Genomic DNA, 18,306 nt, shown 5'->3' with positions numbered 1-18,306 from the left:
ATCAGTCCGCCTGCTCGTCGCTGGGGTCCTGGGCCGTGGCACCGGTCGGCCCGATGATGCCCTCGCCGGCGGAGAACGGAGCGTTGCGCGCGGCCTTCGGGATCAGGTCGATGGCGGGCTCGGCGTACGAGATCTGGGTGATGGCCTCGCCGACGAAGTGGAAGGACGTGACCGAGCAGAGCGTGCACTGCCGCTTGCGCGGGTCGTGCAGGAACGAGCGGCCCTCGACGGCGAGCCGGGTGGTCCAGATCGGCAGCTGGTGCGAGACGAGCACCGCCTCGTGGCCCTCGGCCGCCGCGCGGGCGTCCTGGACCGCGGCGAGCATGCGCTCGACGATGGCGGCGTACGGCTCGCCCCAGGACGGGCGGAACGGGTTCCACAGCAGCCGCCACGTCCACGGGTTGCGCAGCGCGTTGGAGCCCCGGGCGAACTTCTGGCCCTCGAACCTGTTCTCCGACTCCAGCACGCGCGGCTCGATGCCGACCTCGAGGCCGAGCTTCGCCGCGAGCGGCGCGGCCGTCTCCCGGGCGCGCTCCAGCGGCGAGGAGCGGACGACGGTGATGTCCCGCTCGGCCAGCGCGGTCGCCGTGCGCTCGGCCATCGCCTGGCCGAGCTCGGAGAGGTGGAACCCGTCGCGGCGCCCGTAGAGGATGCCGTCGGGGTTGAAGACCTCGCCGTGCCGGACGAGGTGGACCGTGGTGTCCGGGGTGGCGCTCATCGCTGCACCTGCGCCGCAGCCTTGGCCGCCGCCGGCAGCGCGTCGAGGACGACCTGCACGGCCTCCTCGTCGTGGGACGCGGAGACGAACCACGACTCGAACGCCGACGGGGGCAGGTGCACGCCCTGGTCGAGCATCGAGTGGAAGAAGGCGGCGTACGCCGGCACGTCGGTGCGCTGGGCGCCCGCGAAGTCGGTCACGGGCTCGTCGGTGAGGAACACCGAGAACATCGACCCGGTCGACTGGATGACGTGCGGCACGCCCGCGGCGGTGAACGCCTCCGCGACCCCGGCCCGCAGGGTGTCGGCGACCGAGCCGATGTGGGCGTAGACGTCGTCGGTGGCGTGCTGGAGCGTGGTGAGGCCCGCGGCGGTCGCCACGGGGTTACCGGCGAGGGTGCCCGCCTGGTAGACCGGCCCCTCCGGCGCGAGGTGGTGCATCACGTCGGCCCGGCCGCCGAACGCCGCCGCCGGGAAGCCGCCGCCCATCACCTTGCCGAAGGTCATCAGGTCGGGGACCCAGCCCTCGACGGCGCCGTCGGTGCCCCACTGGCCGGCCTTCGAGACCCGGAAGCCGGTCATCACCTCGTCGGACACGAACAGCGCGCCGTGGGCGCGGCAGGTCTCGGCGAGGAACCGGTTGAACCCGGGCGCCGGCGGGACGACGCCCATGTTCCCCGGCGCGGCCTCGGTGATCAGGCAGGCGATCCGGTCGCCGTGCTCGGCGAAGGCCGCGGTGACGGCCTCGCGGTCGTTGTAGGGCAGGACCAGGGTCAGCTCGGTGGAGCTGGCGGGCACGCCGGGGGTGCCGGGGATCGCGAATGTGGTCAGCCCGGAGCCGGCCGAGGCCAGCAGCGCGTCGACGTGGCCGTGGTAGCAGCCCGCGAACTTGATGACCACGTCACGACCGGTGAACCCGCGCGCGAGCCGGATCGCGGTCATCGTCGCCTCGGTCCCGGAGGTGACCAGCCGGGCCCGCTCGACGGGGGTGCGCTCCACGATCGCCTCGACGAGGGCGACCTCGCCCTCGGTGGGCGTCCCGTACGACGACCCGCGGGCCGCCGCCGCCTGGACCGCCTCGACCACGGCCGGGTGGGCGTGGCCCAGCAGCATGGGTCCCCAGGAGCAGATCAGGTCGACGTACCGCTTTCCGTCGACGTCGGTGAGCCAGGGGCCGCTCGCGCTCGCGATGAACCGCGGCGTGCCTCCGACGGCGTTGAAGGCTCTTACGGGAGAGTTCACACCGCCCGGGGTGACCAAGCGGGCGCGGGCGAACAGCTCCTCGGACTTCACCGCGCCATTGTCACCGATCGACCCCAACGGCTCCCATCCGGGCGCTGGGCTGGACGCGCCCCGCGCCCGGCATAGTCCTTTCGGGCTATTTCCGTCATCCGATCGGTTGATTTGTGTGCGCGGGATCATGTGACACCCGTAACGTGCCTGTGTCAGGATTCGTTGAGCCCATGTCGCCGGACCTGGGAGCGAGGCGACACAGGGAGCAGCGGATCTGCCGGGACGTGACCGGCGGGGAGGGCTCGTTGCTCGAAGTGGACCAAAGGGAGACGGTATGTCGAGGAAGCGCCTGGGGCGTCTGCAGCGCGCGGCGACCATCATTCCGCTCGCGCTGCTTTCCGCAGCGTGGACGGCCAGCGTGGCCGGCATCGGCGGCGTGGTGGGACCGGAGAGCGCGGCAGGAGCACCTGCAGCCAGCGACACCAGCGTCCCGTCGCAGCCGCTCAAGGACCCCGCGAGCGTGTCGTCGCCCGGCCTGCTCGACGGCGGCAACGGCTCCTCGATCGTCAACGCGGCCTCGACCAACGACATCCCGAGCGCGGCCCTGGCCGCCTACCAGCGGGCCGAGTCGGTCATCAACTCCGCCGACGCGTCCTGCCACCTCACCTGGCAGCTGGTCGCGGCCATCGGCCGGGTCGAGTCGAACCACGGTCGTGCGAACGGCAACGTGCTCAACGACCAGGGCGTCTCGACGCCGGGCATCTACGGCCCGCAGCTGAACGGCAAGAACGGCAACAAGGCGATCTCCGACACCGACGCCGGGCAGTACGACAACGACACCCAGTGGGACCGCGCGGTCGGCCCGATGCAGTTCATCCCGGCGACCTGGGCGGTCGTGGGCGTGGACGCCGACGGTGACGGCAAGCGCAACCCGCAGGACATCGACGACGCGGCCCTGGCCGCCGCCGTCTACCTCTGCTCCGGCACCGACGACCTGTCGACGCTCGCCGGCCAGAAGGCCGCGGTCTACCGCTACAACAACAGCAACGCCTACGTGAACCTGGTCATCAAGGTCATGAACGGCTACCTGCAGGGCGACTACGCCACCGCGCCGAACAACTCCACCGCGGCCGGCTACCTGGTTCCCGGCGGCCCGAGCTACTCCGGTGGCGGCACCTTCGGTGGCGGCCACAACACGTTCAACGAGTCGCACAGCTCCGGCTCCACCGGCTCGACCGGCGGCAGCACCGGTGGCACCACCGGCGGCAGCACGGGTGGCTCGACCGGCGGCTCGACCGGCGGCTCCGGCGGACCCACCACCGGCCCGACGACCGGCCCGACCGGCGACCCGATCACCAACACCGTCAACGGTGTGGTCAAGGGTGTCGGCGACGCGCTGAGCGGCCTGACCGGCGGCTCGACCAGCGGCGGCAGCACCGGCGGCAGTGGCTCGACCGGCTCCGACCCGGTCAGCCAGGTCATCAACGGCCTGCTCGGCGCCCTCGACCCCATCACCGCGCAGCTCCAGTGCAACCTGAAGTACGCGCTCAACCCGGCCAAGAAGCAGGAGTGCCTCGCCTCCTACGGCCTCTGAGCCTGGACCATCACGAAGCCCCCGGACCGACGGTCCGGGGGCTTCGTGCATCCCCCCGCTCGCGTCGTACGCCGCCGGGCCCTACCCTGGATCCGGGCTGGGGGCATCGGGACTCAGGAACGCAGATGACGAAGACACGGATGATGAACGTCGCGGGGATCGCCGTGGCGGTCGTCCTGATCGCCTCGTGGGCGCTCGGCGTGCTCTGGAGCGAGCACCGCGCGCCCGCCGCCGCGGCCCGCGCGGAGAGCACCCCCAGCGCTGCCGCGACCGCGACCGGCACCCCGAGCGCCGAGCGGGTGCACCGGGCCCGGCCGCACGCGCGGCGTACGCCGCCGAGCACCCCGAGCGCGACCGCCGGCGCGGCCAGCCCGAGCGCCGCGGCCACGCACCACGCGACCGCCCACCACCCGGCCGGGTCGCACCACACCGCGGGCGGCGGTCAGACGTCCACGCCGTCGGCCCACCCGACCTCCTCGGGCGGCAGCTCGACGCCCACGCCCTCACCGACCCCGACGCAGGACGTCCTCACCCAGATCCTGGGCGGGCTCACCCACCTGCCGCACTGACCCGGGTCGGACCGGTCAGCGGCGCAGCAGGCGCGCGGCCTCCACGGCCCAGTAGGTCAGGATGACGTCCGCCCCGGCACGCCGGATCGCGGTGAGCGTCTCGAGGATCGCCGGCTCCCGGTCGATCCAGCCGTTGGCCGCCGCAGCCTCGACCATGGCGTACTCGCCGGAGATGTTGTACGCCGCCACCGGCACGTCGACCGCCTCGCGCACCCGCTGCAGCACGTCCAGGTAGGCCAGCGCGGGCTTGACCATGACGATGTCGGCGCCCTCGGCGATGTCGAGCAGCGCCTCCGCGACGCCCTCACGGCCGTTGCGGGGGTCCTGCTGGTAGGTCCGCCGGTCACCGTCCAGCGACGAGTCGACGGCCTCCCGGAAGGGCCCGTAGAAGGCGGAGGCGTACTTCGCCGAGTAGGCGAGGATGCCGGTGTCGGTGTGCCCGGCGTCGTCGAGCGCCGCGCGCACGACCCCGACCTGGCCGTCCATCATGCCGCTGGGGCCGACCAGGTCGACGCCCGCCGACGCCTGGACACGGGCCATCTCGGCGTACCGCTCCAGAGTGGCGTCGTTGTCGACCCGCCCGTCCGCGGTGAGCACGCCGCAGTGGCCGTGGTCGGTGAACTCGTCCAGGCACAGGTCGGCCATCACCACCAGGTCGGTGCCGACCTCGGCCACGACGTCGGCGATCGCGACGTTGAGGATCCCGTCGGGGTCGGTGGCGCCGGAGCCGACGGCGTCCTTGGTCTCGGGGATGCCGAACAGCATCACGCCCCGGATGCCCGCCTCGGCGGCCTCCACGACCGCCTTGCGGAGCGTGTCGCGGGAGTGCTGCACGACCCCGGGCATCGAGGAGATCGGGATCGACCCGTCCGCGCCCTCGCGCACGAACATCGGCAGCACCAGCTGCGCGGGGCGCAGCGTCGTCTCGGCCACCAGCTCCCGCATCGCCGCCGTCGTGCGGAGGCGGCGGGGGCGGACGACGGGGCGCTCGATCTCGCTCATGCCGACCATCCTCCCAAATGCGCGAGACCCGGGTTCTGGTGGCTCGAGTCTCGGGTTCTGGCGAAGGTACCTTCGCCAGAACCCGAGACTCGGCCGACCAGAACCCGGGTCTCGGGAGTCACTCGGCCTTGCGGCGGCGACCCGAGGGCTTGCGGTCCGACGGCTTGGTGACCGGGTCGCCGGCCTCCACGAAGGCGGCACGGCGCGCGGCACCGAAGGCGGCGAGCGACTCGGCGAGGACCTCGACGTCCGGCACCGGCGACATGACGTCGACGCGCAGGCCGTGCTCCTCGGCGGTCTTGGCCGTGGCGGGCCCGATCACGGCGATGACCGTGGACGGGTGCGGCTTGCCGGCGATGCCGACCAGGTTCCGCACGGTCGAGGAGGAGGTGAAGACCACCGCGTCGAACTTGCCCGTCTTGATCGCGTCCCGCGTCGGCGCCGGCGGCGGGGCCGCCCGGACGGTGCGGTACGCGGTCACGTCGTCGCACTCCCAGCCGAGATCGACCAGGCCGGCCACGAGGTTCTCGGTGGCGATGTCGGCACGCGGCAGGAAGACCCGGTTGATCGGGTCGAGCTGCTCGTCGTACTCCGGCCAGTCCTCGAGCAGGCCGGCGGCCGACTGCTCGCCGGACGGGACCAGGTCGGCGCGCAGGCCCCACTCGGCCAGCGTCGCGGCGGTCTTCTCGCCGACGGCGGCGATCTTGAGGCCGGAGAAGGCGCGGGCGTCGAGGCCGTACTCCTCGAACTTCTCGCGAACAGCCTTCACCGCGTTGAACGACGTGAACGCCACCCACTCGTAGCGGCCCTCGACCAGGCCGCGGACCGCCTTGTCCATCTGCTGCGGGTTGCGCGGCGGCTCGACCGAGATCGTCGGGACCTCCTCGGGCACGGCACCGAAGCTGCGCAGCTTGTTCGACAGCGAGGCGGACTGCTCCTTGGTGCGCGGCACCAGGACCCGCCAGCCGAACAGCGGCTTGGTCTCGAACCAGGACAGCGTCTGGCGCAGGTCGACGACCTTGCCGACCACGGTGATGGCCGGCGGGGCCATCCGGGCGGCGCGGGCGTCGACGGCGATCCGCTCCAGGGTGGAGGTGACCGTCTGCTGCTCGGTGGTCGTGCCGACCCGGGTCATCGCGACCGGCGTGGTCGCCGGGCGACCGGCCTCCACGAGCGCCTTGGCGATGTCACCGATCTGGCCGACGGCCGAGAGCAGCACCAGGGTCGGGATGTCGGCGTACCGCGACCAGTCGACCTTGTCGCCGCAGGTGACGACCGCGACCTCACGGTGGTCCTTGGTGGTCAACGGGATTCCCGCGTACGCCGGCACGGCACCCACCGACGATACGCCGGGGACGACCTCGAACGGCAGGCCCGCCTTGGCGACGGCCTGGGCCTCCTCGGGGCCGGACGCGTAGAGGAACGGGTCGCCGCTGAGCAGGCGGACCACGCGGACGCCGCGCTTGGCCTGCTTGACGACGACCTTCGCGCGGGCGGCGTGGGTCAGCGGCTGGCCGTCCTCGCCGAAGCCGCCGTCGAGCACCTCGGGCTCCGGGCTGCCGGCCGCACCGCGCACGAGCGCGATGAGCGTCTCGTGCTCGGGCGTCTCGGTGACGAGTACGTCGGCGTCGGCGATCAGCTGTGAGGCGCGCAGTGTGAGCAGCTCGGGATCACCGGGACCCGTCCCGACGAACGCGAGACTGCCCGCGCCGGGCAGGGCGACGTCCGGGGTCCCCGTGGGGGTGGCCTTGGTCGAGCGGGAAACGGTCATGCCTCATGCACCTCTGCTGGTCGTGCGGCGGAAGGCGGCGCGGAGGGGAGCTCCCGTGCGCCGTCATCGAGCATCTCGGTGGCGAGTCGCTCACCGAGCCGGATCGCGGCCTCGGACCAGGTGGCCGGGTCGTCGCCCAGGGGCGTCGAGCCGGAGGTCCGGACTGCGAGGGTGCCGTCCTCGGACAGCACCACGGCACGGAGCCACAGCTCCATGCCGGTGTCACCCTCCGCCACGTCGGCGAGGGCACCGATGGGGGCCGAGCAGCCCCCCTCGAGCGTGGCCAGGGTCTGCCGCTCGGCGGTGACGGCGGCGCGCGTGGCGGCGTCGTCGAGCCGGGCGAGCAGGGCGAGTGTCTGCGCGTCGTCCGCGCGACACTCGATCGCCAACGCCCCCTGGCCGGGCGCGGGCAACATCTGGAGCGGGTCGAGGACCTCGGTGATCTCACCGGTGCGTCCCAGCCGGGCGAGGCCGGCGCGGGCGAGCACCACGGCGTCGTACTCCCCGGAGGTGACCTTGCCGATGCGGGTGTCGACGTTCCCCCGCATCGGGCGTACGTCGACGCCGAGGCCGAGCGCCTGCAGCTGCGCGACCCGCCGCGGTGAGCCGGTGCCGACCACGCTGCCGACGGGCAGCTCGCCGAGGGTGAGGCCGTCGCGCGCGACCAGCGCGTCGCGCGGGTCCTCGCGGCGCGGGATCGCAGCCAGCGCGATGCCCGGCTCGGGGTAGGTCGGGAGGTCCTTGAGCGAGTGGACGGCGACGTCGACCTCGCCGGCGACCAGCGCCTCGCGCAAGGCGCTGACGAAGACGCCGGTGCTCGAGGACCCGACCAGCGGGGTGCCCGCGGCCTGACTGCGGTCGCCGTCGGTCGCGATCTCGACGAGCTCGGTGGCGACGCCGGTGACGTAGGTGATCGCGGCCGCGACCTGACGGGACTGGGTGGTGGCGAGCCGGCTCGCGCGGGTGCCGATGCGGAGGGTCACAGCGCGCCCTCCTCGGTCACGACGCTCGGGCGCGTCACCGCGTCGACCGCCTCGGGGTCGAGCGCGAAGAGCTCGGCCAGCGCGGCGGCGTACGAGACGGCGCCCTGCTCGTTGGCGAGCTCCTTGACCCGGACGGTGGGCTCGTGGAGCAGCTTGTCGGCCACCCGCCGGACCGCTGAGCGGACCTCGGCCAGCACCGCCGGCTCGAGTCCGGGCAGCCGGCTCTCCAGTCGGGTCATCTCCGCGTCGACCACGGAGGTGGCCATCGAGCGGAGCGCGACCACGGTCGGGGTGACGCTGGCCTGGCGGCGGGCCGCGAGGAACGCGGTCACCTCCTCGGCGAGGATCCGGCGCACCTCGACCACCTCGGCGCCGGCCGGGCTGTCGGCGAGCGCGTCGGCGAGTGCGGCCAGGTCGATGCGGGTGACGCCGGGCAGGTCCGCCGTCGCGGGGTCGATGTCGTGCGGCAGGGCGAGGTCGACGAGGGCCAGCGGCCGGTCGTTGCCGGCGCGCGCGGCGGACACCGCCTCGGCGTCGACCACGATGCCGGTCGCTCCGGTGCAGCTGATCACCACGTCGGCCAGCGCGAGCTCGGCGTGCAGGTCCTCGAGGAGGACGGCGACGCCGTCGTACTGCGCGGCCAGCCGGCGGGCCCGCTCGGGCGAGCGGTTGGCGACGGCGATCCGCGCGGCGCCGAGCCGGCGGACCGTGGCGGTCGCGAGGCCGGCCATCGCGCCGGCGCCGATCACCAGGACCGAGCGGTCGGCCACGGACGCCTCACCGGGCGCGACCTGGTCGAGCGCGGCGCTGACCAGGGTCGGCGCGACGACGTCGATCGCGGTCTCGGCGCGGGTGCGCTTGCCGACCCGCAGCGCCTGCTGGAACAGGCCGTTGAGGGCGGGGCCGACGCTGCCGATCTCCTGGCCCCGGCGCAGCGCGTCGCGGGTCTGGCCCAGGATCTGCGCCTCGCCGACGGCCATGGAGTCCATGCCGGCCGCGACCTTGAACAGGTGCGAGACCGCCCCGTCGTCGTAGTGGACGTAGAGGTTCGGCAGCAGCGCCTCGGTCGACTCCCCCGCGCGCTCCAGCAGCAGCCGCGAGAGCTGCTCGATGCTGCCGTGGAAGCGCGTGACCTCGGTGTAGATCTCGAGCCGGTTGCAGGTGGCGATGACGGTCGCCTCGGTGACGTGCTCGCAGGCCGCCGCGGCCGCGGTCAGCTTCTGCACGCCCGCGTCGTCCAGGGCGACCCGCTCCAGCAGGGAGACGGGGGCGGAGTTGTGGGAGATACCCACCACCAGGACGCTCACGAGGCACCCTCCAGCTCGTCGGGCTCGTGGGCGCCGGCCTTGCGCTGCTCGTGGAAGGCCAGGATCTGCAGCTCGATGGACAGGTCCACCTTGCGTACGTCGATGCCCTCGGGGACGGTGAGCACCGAGGGCGCGAAGTTGAGGATGCTGGTGATGCCGACCTCGACCATCCGGTCGGCGACCGCCTGCGCGGCGACCGCGGGCGTGGCGATGACGCCGATGGCGACCGCCCGCTCCCGCACGATCTCCTCCAGCTCGGCGAAGTCGCGCACGACCACGCCGGCGACCTCGCGGCCGACGATCGCGGGGTCGGCGTCGAGCAGGGCCAGGACGCTGAACCCGCGGCTGCGGAAGCCGGAGTAGTTCGCGAGGGCCTGGCCCAGGTTGCCGATGCCGACGATGACGACCGGCCAGTCGTGGGTGACGCCGATCTCACGGGCGATCTGGTAGCGCAGGTAGTCGACGTCGTAGCCGACGCCGCGCGTGCCGTAGGAGCCGAGGTAGGAGAGGTCCTTGCGCAGCTTCGCGGAGTTGACGCCGGCGGCCGTCGCGAGATCCTCGCTGGAGCAGGTGCGGATGCCCGTCTCCACGAGGGCGGTGAGTGCCCGCAGATAGACGGGCAGACGGGCGACCGTGGCTTCCGGGATCGCCCGGCCGGCCTCTGGCGAAGTCCGTGCTGTCACAACTCTTCTTTCCAGTCGCTCCCCTCTGGAAGCGGCCCGGCCACTGTAGGAGTTCGTGAACGTGCGAACCAAATCCGAGTCGGACCCCGTTCGAGGGACGAGAACGGGGTCTGGTAGATGCCCGGATCAAGTACAGCGGGCTCAGGCGAGCGCCGCGCGGAGACGCTGCTCGCTGACCCGCCAGAAGTCGTGCTGGCGGCCGTCGACGAAGGTCACCGGGATCTCCTCGCCGAAGCGGGCGAGCAGCTCGGGGTCGTCGTCGATCGAGATCTCGACGTACGACTCCCCCAGGTCCGCGCAGACCCGCTCGATGACGGCGCGGGCGTCGTCACACAGATGACATCCAGGACGTCCGTAGAGCGTGATCCGCGCAGGCACCCGACCACACTAGGCTGCCCCCTATGGCGGCAACCAACGGCCGGCGCCCCCCACGCCTCGACCTCCAGCAGCGTTCCTCGCTCGCGGGCGAGGCCGCGGCGGCCGCCGCCGAGGTGGAGACGGCGCTGGCGCACCCCAGCGACCCCACCGCGGCCGCGTTCTTCGACGTCGACAACACGGTGATGCAGGGCGCGAGCATCTTCCACCTCGCGCGCGGGCTGTACCGGCGCAAGTTCTTCGGCACCCGCGACATCCTCGGGGCCGCGTGGAAGCAGGCCTACTTCCGCATCGCCGGCATCGAGGACCCCGAGCACGTCGCCGAGGCCCGCAACTCAGCCCTGGCGTTCATCGCAGGGCACACGGTGACCGAGCTCGAGGAGGTCACCGAGGAGATCTTCGACGAGGGCATGGCCCACCGGATCTGGCCCGGCACCCGCGCCCTCGCCCAGATGCACCTCGACCAGGGCCAGCGGGTGTGGCTGGTCACGGCCGCGCCGGTCGAGATCGCCACGCTCATCGCCCGCCGGCTCGGCCTGACCGGGGCGCTCGGCACGGTCGCCGAGCACGTCGACGGGGTCTACACCGGCCGGCTGGTCGGCGACATGCTGCACGGCCCGGCCAAGGCGGTCGCGGTCCAGGCGCTGGCCGAGCGGGAGGGGCTGGACCTGAGCCGCTGCTCGGCGTACTCCGACTCCTCCAACGACCTGCCCATGCTGGGCCTTGTCGGCGACCCCTGCGCGATCAACCCGGACCCCAAGCTCCGCGCCTACGCCCGGGAGCACGGCTGGCGGATCCGCGACTACCGCACCGGCCGGCGAGCGGCCCGTGCCGGAGTGCTGGTGGGCGGCGCTGCCTCCGGGGCGGCGATCGCCGGTGCCGTCGTACGCCGGCTGAACCGGCCCCGCTGAGTCCGGATCCACCCGGGACCGGCCGGGACAAGGTCCCGGTCCTGCGCGCTGGTCGTACTCGGACCGCTACAACCTGTTCCACGCAGGCCCGATCCGCCGTAGGATCCCCTGGAGGGGAAGCCGAAGGGGAGGGACCGGGGATGACCTGGGAACACGACGCTGCGCGGGGTCTGGAGGCCCTGCGTGCTGCCGTGTCCTCGGCGCTCGCGGGCCTGGCGCCCCGCCCGACCCCCGTGCTCGCGGGCGGCTGGCTGCTGGACGAGGTCGACCACGGCTTCCCGTCCGAGACCGGCGAGGACCGCTCCGGCGGCGGCTCCGGCGGCACGTACGGCGACGCCCGGCTGGCCACCTCCTCCGAGGACTCCCCCGAGGAGCGCGAGCGGCTGATCGGTCTCGTCGAGCTCGCCCGCGGCGGCGACTCCGAGGCGTTCGGGCTGCTCTACGACCACTACCAGTCCTCGGTCTACCGCTTCCTCTACTACCGGACCCGCTCGTCGGTGGTGGCCGAGGACCTCACCTCGGAGACGTTCTTCCGCGCGCTGCGCAACATGTCGTCGTTCCGGTGGCAGGGCAAGGACTTCGGCGCCTGGCTGATGACCATCGCCCGCAACCTCGCCACCGACCACTTCAAGGCCGGGCGCACCCGTCTCGAGCTGACCACCGAGGACATGGGCGCGCACGACGACGCCACCGAGGGCCCCGAGTCGGCGGTCCTGGCCAGCCTCACCAACGAGATCCTGCTCGAGGCGCTCACCAAGCTCCCCACCGAGCAGCGCGACTGCCTGATCATGCGCTTCCTGCAGGGCCTGAGCATCGCGGAGACCGCGCAGGCCCTCGGTCGCAGCGACGGCGCCATCAAGCAGCTGCAGCTGCGCGGGGTCCGCAACCTGGCCAAGCTGATGCCGGAGGGACTGCGATGACCGCCACGACTGCGTCGTACGTAACCTTCGCGCCCGAACGGTCGTTGTTCGGTCAGGTCCTTGCGACCTGTTCCCGAACCCCCCGTAACGAAGGACGAGCGTCATGATCGGCGGTAACGCGCACCGGCGCGCCGAGGAGTTCGACGCCGCCGTCTCCGGACGTGCCCAGGGCACGAGCCAGGAGCGGTACGCCGAGCTGCTCGACGTGGTCAACGCCATGCGTGCCGTGCCGCAACCCGCCGCACGGCCCGAGTTCGTGGCCGACCTGCGGTCCCGGCTGATCACGGCCGCCGCGGAGATGCCGGCCGCGCCCGAGCGTCGTACCGACGCCGCCACGGCACTGCGACTGACCCCCCAGCAGAAGCGCGGCAGCCGCGAGCGCCGCGCCGCGGCCCTGCTCGGCGGGTTCGCCGTCGTGGCCGCCAGCGGATCGATGGCGGTCGCCTCCCAGAGCGCCCTCCCCGGCGACACCCTGTACCCGGTCAAGCGGGCGATCGAGAACGCGCACGCCAACCTCGAGTCCTCCCCGCAGGCCAAGGCCTCGGTGCTGCTCGGCAACGCGGAGACGCGGCTGAGCGAGGTCGAGCAGCTCAGCTCCCGCAGCGACGCCGACGCCACCGAGATCAGCTCGACCCTGCAGGCGTTCAAGGACCAGACCAGCCAGGCGAGCGCGGTCGCGATCGACGCCTTCAACAGCGACGGCAGCGACGGCGCGCTCACCGATCTGCGCACCTTCGCCAGCTCCTCGATGGGCCGGCTCAGCGCGCTCGACGACGTCCTCCCGGTCGAGGCGCGCCCGGCGCTCGTGTCGGCGGCCCAGACCGTCCAGTCGATCGACCAGGCGGCGTACGACGCCTGCCCGACCTGCACCGACGGGATCGTCACCCAGCTGCCGTCCTTCGCGACGCAGCCGCTCGGCGCGCACTTCAAGACCCCGGTCAGCACCTCCGACCACCAGCCGGGCAAGAAGTCGTCGGGCACCCCCCAGCACCCCGCGACGACCGCACCGGTGAACCGTGGCGGCACGACGGTGACGAAGCCCGCAGGCGACGGCTCCGGCCTCCCGAGCATCCTGCCGTCCCCGCTGCCCACCCCGTCGCCGACGGACGGCGCGGTCATCCCGGACACGATCGACAAGATCACCAAGAACCTGCTCGGTGGCGGCACGACCGGCGGCACCGCGACCAGCAGCACGAGCAGCACGAGCGACGGCGGCTCCACGGTCGTCGGCAGCGTGGCCGGCCTCCTCGGCCTCAAGTAGCGCCGGCTAGCCCCGCCAGGCCTCGTCCGAGGTCAGGTCGGCGTGCTGGACCACCCAGGAGTGCATGGCGATCGCGGCGGCCGCGCTGGCGTTGATCGAGCGGGTCGAGCCGAACTGGGCGATCGAGAAGGTGCCCTCGCAGACCTCGCGTGCGCTCGCGGAGAGGCCCGGCCCCTCCTGGCCGAACAGGAAGCAGACCCGCTCCGGCAGCCGCATCGTCTCCAGGTGCGCCGAGCCGGGCAGGTTGTCGATGCCGAGCAGCGGCACCCCACCGAGCTGCTGCAGGTGGTCGTGCAGGTCCGCGACGGTCGGGTGGTGGCGCACGTGCTGGTAGCGGTCGGTGACCATCGCGCCACGGCGGTTCCAGCGCCGGTTGCCGACGATGTGCACCTCGGCGGCGAGGAAGGCGTTGGCGGAGCGGACGATCGTGCCGATGTTGAAGTCGTGCTGCCAGTTCTCGATGGCGACGTGGAAGCCGTGCCGGCGGCTGTCCAGGTCGGCGACGATCGCCTCCATGGACCAGTAGCGGTAGCGGTCCACGACGTTGCGCCGGTCGCCCTCGGCGAGCAGCTGCTCGTCGTACACCTCGGACCCGGGGCCGGTCGGCCATGGCCCCTCCCACGGGCCGACGCCCACCTCGGCGGGGCCGTACGGCATCGGGTCGTACGGCGCCCGCTCCTCCTCGCCGAAGTCCACAGGTCGCTCACCCACGGGTCTTCACCTCTCCTGAACGTTCACCGATTAGGGTTTCGACGTGTCCGAACTCCTGGTCCAGGCGACCTCCCTGGCCATCAGCCTCCACGACGTCACGAAGTGGCTCAGCCCCGACTTCCTGCTCAAGGAGTTCGGAGCCGCCCTCTTCTGGGTGGGCATCGGGGTTCTCTTCGTCGAGTGTGGCCTGCTGTTCCCGTTCCTGCCCGGTGACACCCTGCTCTTCGCGATGGGCCTGTTCATCGCCGAGAGCAAGGTCGACATCATCCCCGGCGGGCACCTCGGCGACCTGGCGCTCGCGCTGTTCATCTACAGCGCGGCCGCGTTCGCGGGCAACGTGACCGGCTACGAGATCGGCAGCAAGATCGGGCCACGCTTCTATGAGCGCGACGGGCGGATCGTCAAGCGCAAGTACCTCGAGCAGACGTCGGCGTTCTTCGACCGGCACGGCCACTCGGCCCTGCTCGTGGGCCGGTTCGTGCCCTTCGTGCGCACCTACATCACCCTCGTCGCGGGCATCACCCGGATGAAGCGGCAGGTCTTCTTCCTGTGGAGCGGGATCGGCGCCGTCGCGTGGGTCTGCTCGCTGATGCTGATCGGCTACGGCCTCGGTCAGACCTTCCCCAGCCTGGGCAAGTACATCGACCTGGTCACCTACGGCCTGCTCGCCGTCACCGTCGTCGGCCTGGTCTACGAGATCTGGAAGAAGCGGCAGGAGAACCACAAGCAGGGCTACGACCGCGAGGAGTACTGACCGCTCACGCGGAGGCCGCGGCCCGAGCCGCGTCCAGCACCGCCTTGGTGAGCACTGGGCGGATCTCCAGACCCACGTCGGCCAGCGGGTTCTCGCCCTCCGGCGAGCGGTCGATCGCGCAGATCACGACCTCGACGATCGCGCCCGCCTCGCGCAGCGCGTTCGTGGCGTCGCGGACGGCGCCGCCGGTGGTGATCACGTCCTCGATGAGGGTGACCCGCTTCCCGGCGTACTCCGGACCCTCGGCGAGCTTGGCGGTGCCGTACTCCTTGGCCTTCTTGCGGATGAAGAGGGCGGGCATGCCGAGGAGCTGGCTGATCGTGGTGGCGATCGGGATGCCGCCCATCTCCAGGCCGCCGAGCAGCTCGGTGTCGGCCGGCAGCAGCTGGGCCATCTCGCGGGCGACGCGCGCGAGCAGCAGCGGGTCGGCCTCGAAGAGGTACTTGTCGAAGTACTCGGTGCTCACCTGGCCGGACCGGAGGGTGAACTCCCCGGTGAGGCGGCAGGTGGCGTCGATGTCGGCAGCGAGGTCCGCGTCGGTCGTGGTCACGGTTGAAGGTTAGTAGGCCGGATAGTGTCGCCGGCATGGGCAGGGCAGCGGCACGCGTCGCCGGCATGAGTACGACGATCTTCGCCGAGATGTCGGCGCTCGCGGTCCGGACCGGGTCGGTCAACCTCGGCCAGGGCTTCCCGGACGTGGACGGCCCGCCCGCGGTCATCGCCGCCGCCGTGGCCGCCCTGGAGGGCGGTGCCAACCAGTACCCGCCCGGGCGCGGCATCGCGCCGCTGCGCACGGCGATCGCGGCGCACCAGCAGCGCCACTACGGGATCGTGCTGGACCCGGACTCGCAGGTCCTCGTCACCACCGGGTGCACCGAGGCGATCGCGGCGGCCATGCTCGGGCTGGTCGACCCCGGCGACGAGGTGGTCGTGCTCGATCCCTCCTACGACTCCTACCCGGCGATGATCGCCTTCGCCGGAGGGGTACGCCGGACGGTGACCCTGCGCGCGCCCGACTTCGCCCTCGACCCGGCCGAGCTCCGCGCCGCCGTGACGCCGCGGACCAAGCTGCTGCTCATCAACAACCCGCACAACCCCACCGGCCGCGTGCTCACCCGCGACGAGCTGCAGGCCGTCGCCGACGTCGCGATCGAGCACGACCTGCTCGTCGTCACCGACGAGGTCTACGAGCACCTCACCTTCGACGGCCGCCGCCACATCCCGCTGGCGACGCTGCCCGGGATGGCCGAGCGGACGCTGACCCTGTCGAGCGCCGGCAAGTCCTACTCGTTCACCGGCTGGAAGGTCGGCTGGGCGACCGGACCGGCCGACCTGGTCGACGCCACGACCGGCGCCAAGCAGTGGCTGACCTACACCTCCGGGGCGCCGCTGCAGCCCGCGGTGGCCGTCGCGCTCGAGGAGCACGCCGACTTCCCGGCCGCCCTCGCGCGTGAGCTCGAGGCCGGCCGCGACCGCCTGGTCGGCGGTCTGCGGCAGGCCGGCCTGACGGCGTACACCCCGGAGGCGACGTACTTCGCGACCACCGACGTACGCGACCTCGGGTGGACCAGCGGGCACGACTTCTGCCTGGCCCTCCCCGAGCGAGCGGGCGTGGTGGCGATCCCGATGCAGGTCTTCTACGACCAGCAGATCCGGCCGGGTGCGGGCGACACCCTGGTGCGCTGGGCCTTCTGCAAGCGCCCCGAGGTGCTCGACGAGGCGGTACGCCGGCTGGTGGCCGCCGACCTCAGCGCGCGCTGATCCCCCACCGCGGCATGGTCGACGACGGGAGCGGCGTGGGCGGGGCGCCCGGCGGAAGGGCGTTCGCGCCCTTGGGGAGCGTGATGCCGCGCACGATGCCGATCTTGAACGCGCCCTTGTGCTCGTTCATCGCGAACCAGATGACCGAGACCCGGCGGACGCGGATCCGGACGCTGCTGTGCGCGGGGACGCTCACCTGGCCGTCCGCCTTCTGCCTCTTGTAGGAGCCCCAGAGGTAGCGGAAGCCGAAGCTGCCGTTGTTGATGACGCGGAGCGTGCCGGGGCGCACGCCCTTGACGACCTTCACGTAGATCCGCGGCCGGGGCTTGACGGTGATCGTGACGGTCCCCGGGGTCAGGTAGGAGTAGTCGCACGCGTAGTAGGTGAGCGTGTAGGTGCCCGCATCGGCGCCGAAGATCATCAGCTTGCCGTCGAAGATGTCGGCACCGAGCGCCGCCGGGACCTTGCCGAGCCGGCACAGCGCCAGGACGTCCCCGTCCGGGTCGGAGTCGTTGGCGAGCACGTCCTTCTGGGTGGCGCCTCCGGCGGTCAGGGTGACGGCATCATCGACCGTCACCGGCGGCGAGTCCGCCGTCGCCTGCGCGGCTCCCACCGACACCGTCGCCATCAGCACCGCACCCACCAGGGCGCGCACGAACAACCTCATCCTCGGTTTCCCTCCCGACGTACAGCGACCAAGGGGTGGTCGCCGGAGGCGTCAGGCTACCGCCGCGACGGCCTCCGGATGTGCCGAATCGTCCACCTCGGCCTCGCAGGCCTGCTACGAAGACCCCGTGGCGCAGATGATCGGTCGTTATCCCGTCTCCGGCGTGATCGGCGCGGGCGGGTTCGGGACGGTGTACGCCGGGACCGACCCGGTCACGGGCGAGGCCGTCGCGGTCAAGGTGCTGGACTGGCCCGACCAGGACTGGCGGCGGGCGATGTTCCGCCACGAGGCCACCGCCCTGCTGTCGATCGACCACCCGAACGTGGTGCGGGTGCGCGAGGTGATCGACCAACCCGGGCTCGCCGCACTGGTCACCGACCTGATCGACGGCGCCTCGCTGCGCGCCGTCCTGACCCACTCCGGCCCGCTCACCGGTCCGCAGGCGCTGGCCGTCCTCGCGGGCGCGCTGGACGGGCTGGCGGCGGTGCACGCCGCCGGACTGGTGCACGCCGACCTCAAGCCGGAGAACATCCTCATCGACCGGTCCGGCACGTCGCGGCTGATCGACTTCGGCCTCGCGTCGCCGCCGGGCCCGCTGGCCGGCCCGGACACCTGGATCGGCACCCCCGCCTACCTGGCGCCCGAGCGGGTGCTGGGCACCTTCCAGGACGCGCGGACCGACCTGTACTCCACCGCGGTCGTCCTCTTCGAGCTGCTCTGCGGCCGGGTCCCGATCCAGGGCCCGGACGCCCTGACGACGGCGCACCTCCAGGTCACCCAGCCGGCGCCGGACCCGGCGGCGTACGTGCGGGAGATCGGGCCCGCCCTCGCCGAGCTCACCCGGGTGAACCTGGCCAAGGACCCCGCGCTGCGCCACCAGAACGCGCCGGCGTTCGCGCGGTCGCTGCGGCACGCCGCGATCGGCTCCTTCGGCCCCGGGTGGGCCGCGGCAGGCGCGCTCTCGACCACGGTCGGGGCGGTCCTCGGTGCCGTGCCCGCCGCCCTCGGCATCCTCGGCGCGGCCCCGGTCGTCGCCGCGAACGTCGGTGCCGCGGGCGCCGTCGGAGCCGGCGCCGCCGGTGCGGTG

At 72.6% G+C, this 18,306-nt stretch carries 19 protein-coding genes; 8 read left to right on the top strand and 11 right to left on the bottom strand.

All coding sequences use genetic code 11. The annotated features are described in order from the left end of the window. Position 1: 1 nt before the first annotated feature. Positions 2-718 (bottom strand): histidine phosphatase family protein, encoded by a 717-nt coding sequence (locus ACYU8V_RS13360; RefSeq protein WP_460848012.1) that lies wholly within the window; start codon positions 716-718, stop codon positions 2-4. Beyond that, positions 715-2,010, bottom strand: coding sequence for a glutamate-1-semialdehyde 2,1-aminomutase (gene hemL / locus ACYU8V_RS13355; protein ID WP_460848011.1), 1,296 nt, complete (start codon positions 2,008-2,010; stop codon positions 715-717). The genes ACYU8V_RS13360 and hemL overlap by 4 nt, the downstream gene beginning before the upstream one ends. A gap of 274 nt (positions 2,011-2,284) precedes the next feature. Here hemL and ACYU8V_RS13350 point away from each other — a divergent pair, with 274 nt between their 5' ends. Next, complete coding sequence (locus tag ACYU8V_RS13350) at positions 2,285-3,544, top strand: lytic murein transglycosylase (protein ID WP_460848010.1); 1,260 nt, start codon at positions 2,285-2,287, stop codon at positions 3,542-3,544. Between the two features lie 125 nt (positions 3,545-3,669). Then, positions 3,670-4,113: a hypothetical protein gene (locus ACYU8V_RS13345; RefSeq protein WP_460848008.1), complete on the top strand. Its 444-nt coding sequence runs from the start codon at positions 3,670-3,672 to the stop codon at positions 4,111-4,113. 15 nt (positions 4,114-4,128) lie between these two features. Here ACYU8V_RS13345 and hemB read toward each other — a convergent pair whose 3' ends face one another. From hemB to ACYU8V_RS13315, 6 genes are all read right to left on the bottom strand, one after another. Next, positions 4,129-5,115: a porphobilinogen synthase gene (hemB, locus tag ACYU8V_RS13340; protein WP_460848006.1), complete on the bottom strand. Its 987-nt coding sequence runs from the start codon at positions 5,113-5,115 to the stop codon at positions 4,129-4,131. A gap of 118 nt (positions 5,116-5,233) precedes the next feature. Beyond that, positions 5,234-6,886 carry a bifunctional uroporphyrinogen-III C-methyltransferase/uroporphyrinogen-III synthase gene (locus ACYU8V_RS13335; RefSeq protein WP_460848005.1) on the bottom strand — a complete coding sequence of 551 codons (1,653 nt, stop codon included), beginning with the start codon at positions 6,884-6,886 and terminating at the stop codon, positions 5,234-5,236. After that, positions 6,883-7,869: a hydroxymethylbilane synthase gene (hemC, locus tag ACYU8V_RS13330; protein WP_460848004.1), complete on the bottom strand. Its 987-nt coding sequence runs from the start codon at positions 7,867-7,869 to the stop codon at positions 6,883-6,885. The genes ACYU8V_RS13335 and hemC overlap by 4 nt, the downstream gene beginning before the upstream one ends. Continuing rightward, positions 7,866-9,176, bottom strand: coding sequence for a glutamyl-tRNA reductase (locus ACYU8V_RS13325; protein WP_460848002.1), 1,311 nt, complete (start codon positions 9,174-9,176; stop codon positions 7,866-7,868). Before ACYU8V_RS13325 ends, hemC begins: the two co-directional genes overlap by 4 nt. Further along, positions 9,173-9,859, bottom strand: coding sequence for a redox-sensing transcriptional repressor Rex (locus ACYU8V_RS13320; protein ID WP_460848001.1), 687 nt, complete (start codon positions 9,857-9,859; stop codon positions 9,173-9,175). Before ACYU8V_RS13320 ends, ACYU8V_RS13325 begins: the two co-directional genes overlap by 4 nt. Positions 9,860-10,000: 141 nt before the next feature. Beyond that, the gene (locus ACYU8V_RS13315; RefSeq protein WP_460847999.1) at positions 10,001-10,237 is read right to left on the bottom strand and encodes a glutaredoxin family protein; all 237 of its coding nucleotides are present in this window, start codon (positions 10,235-10,237) and stop codon (positions 10,001-10,003) included. Positions 10,238-10,260: 23 nt separating this feature from the next. Here ACYU8V_RS13315 and ACYU8V_RS13310 point away from each other — a divergent pair, with 23 nt between their 5' ends. From ACYU8V_RS13310 to ACYU8V_RS13300, 3 genes are all read left to right on the top strand, one after another. Continuing rightward, positions 10,261-11,145, top strand: coding sequence for an HAD family hydrolase (locus ACYU8V_RS13310; protein WP_460847997.1), 885 nt, complete (start codon positions 10,261-10,263; stop codon positions 11,143-11,145). Positions 11,146-11,285: 140 nt separating this feature from the next. Then, positions 11,286-12,065, top strand: coding sequence for a sigma-70 family RNA polymerase sigma factor (locus ACYU8V_RS13305; RefSeq protein WP_460847995.1), 780 nt, complete (start codon positions 11,286-11,288; stop codon positions 12,063-12,065). 103 nt (positions 12,066-12,168) lie between these two features. Next, entirely contained in the window at positions 12,169-13,326 is a 1,158-nt protein-coding gene (locus tag ACYU8V_RS13300; protein WP_460847993.1) for a DUF5667 domain-containing protein, read from the top strand. 6 nt (positions 13,327-13,332) lie between these two features. On the opposite strand, the gene ACYU8V_RS13295 is transcribed toward ACYU8V_RS13300, so the two are convergent. Next, positions 13,333-13,983: a TrmH family RNA methyltransferase gene (locus ACYU8V_RS13295; RefSeq protein WP_460848453.1), complete on the bottom strand. Its 651-nt coding sequence runs from the start codon at positions 13,981-13,983 to the stop codon at positions 13,333-13,335. Positions 13,984-14,080: 97 nt separating this feature from the next. Here ACYU8V_RS13295 and ACYU8V_RS13290 point away from each other — a divergent pair, with 97 nt between their 5' ends. Further along, entirely contained in the window at positions 14,081-14,791 is a 711-nt protein-coding gene (locus tag ACYU8V_RS13290) for a DedA family protein (protein ID WP_460847992.1), read from the top strand. 4 nt (positions 14,792-14,795) lie between these two features. Here the strand turns inward: ACYU8V_RS13290 and pyrE are convergent, their stop codons facing one another. Next, positions 14,796-15,341, bottom strand: a complete 546-nt coding sequence (gene pyrE, locus ACYU8V_RS13285) for an orotate phosphoribosyltransferase (protein WP_460847990.1) — start codon at positions 15,339-15,341, stop codon at positions 14,796-14,798. Positions 15,342-15,376: 35 nt separating this feature from the next. Between pyrE and ACYU8V_RS13280 the strand changes: the two genes are divergently transcribed. Further along, positions 15,377-16,552, top strand: a complete 1,176-nt coding sequence (locus ACYU8V_RS13280; RefSeq protein ID WP_460847988.1) for a pyridoxal phosphate-dependent aminotransferase — start codon at positions 15,377-15,379, stop codon at positions 16,550-16,552. Here ACYU8V_RS13280 and ACYU8V_RS13275 read toward each other — a convergent pair. Continuing rightward, entirely contained in the window at positions 16,539-17,219 is a 681-nt protein-coding gene (locus ACYU8V_RS13275; protein WP_460847987.1) for an Ig-like domain-containing protein, read from the bottom strand. The two genes, ACYU8V_RS13280 and ACYU8V_RS13275, sit on opposite strands and share 14 nt — an antisense overlap. 136 nt (positions 17,220-17,355) lie before the next feature. Here ACYU8V_RS13275 and ACYU8V_RS13270 point away from each other — a divergent pair. Then, positions 17,356-18,306 (top strand): serine/threonine-protein kinase (locus ACYU8V_RS13270; RefSeq protein ID WP_460848451.1); only part of this gene is annotated, 951 nt, incomplete at its 3' end.

This window comes from Nocardioides ultimimeridianus, from assembly GCF_054777895.1.
This window is presented reverse-complemented; position numbering and strand designations above follow the sequence as displayed.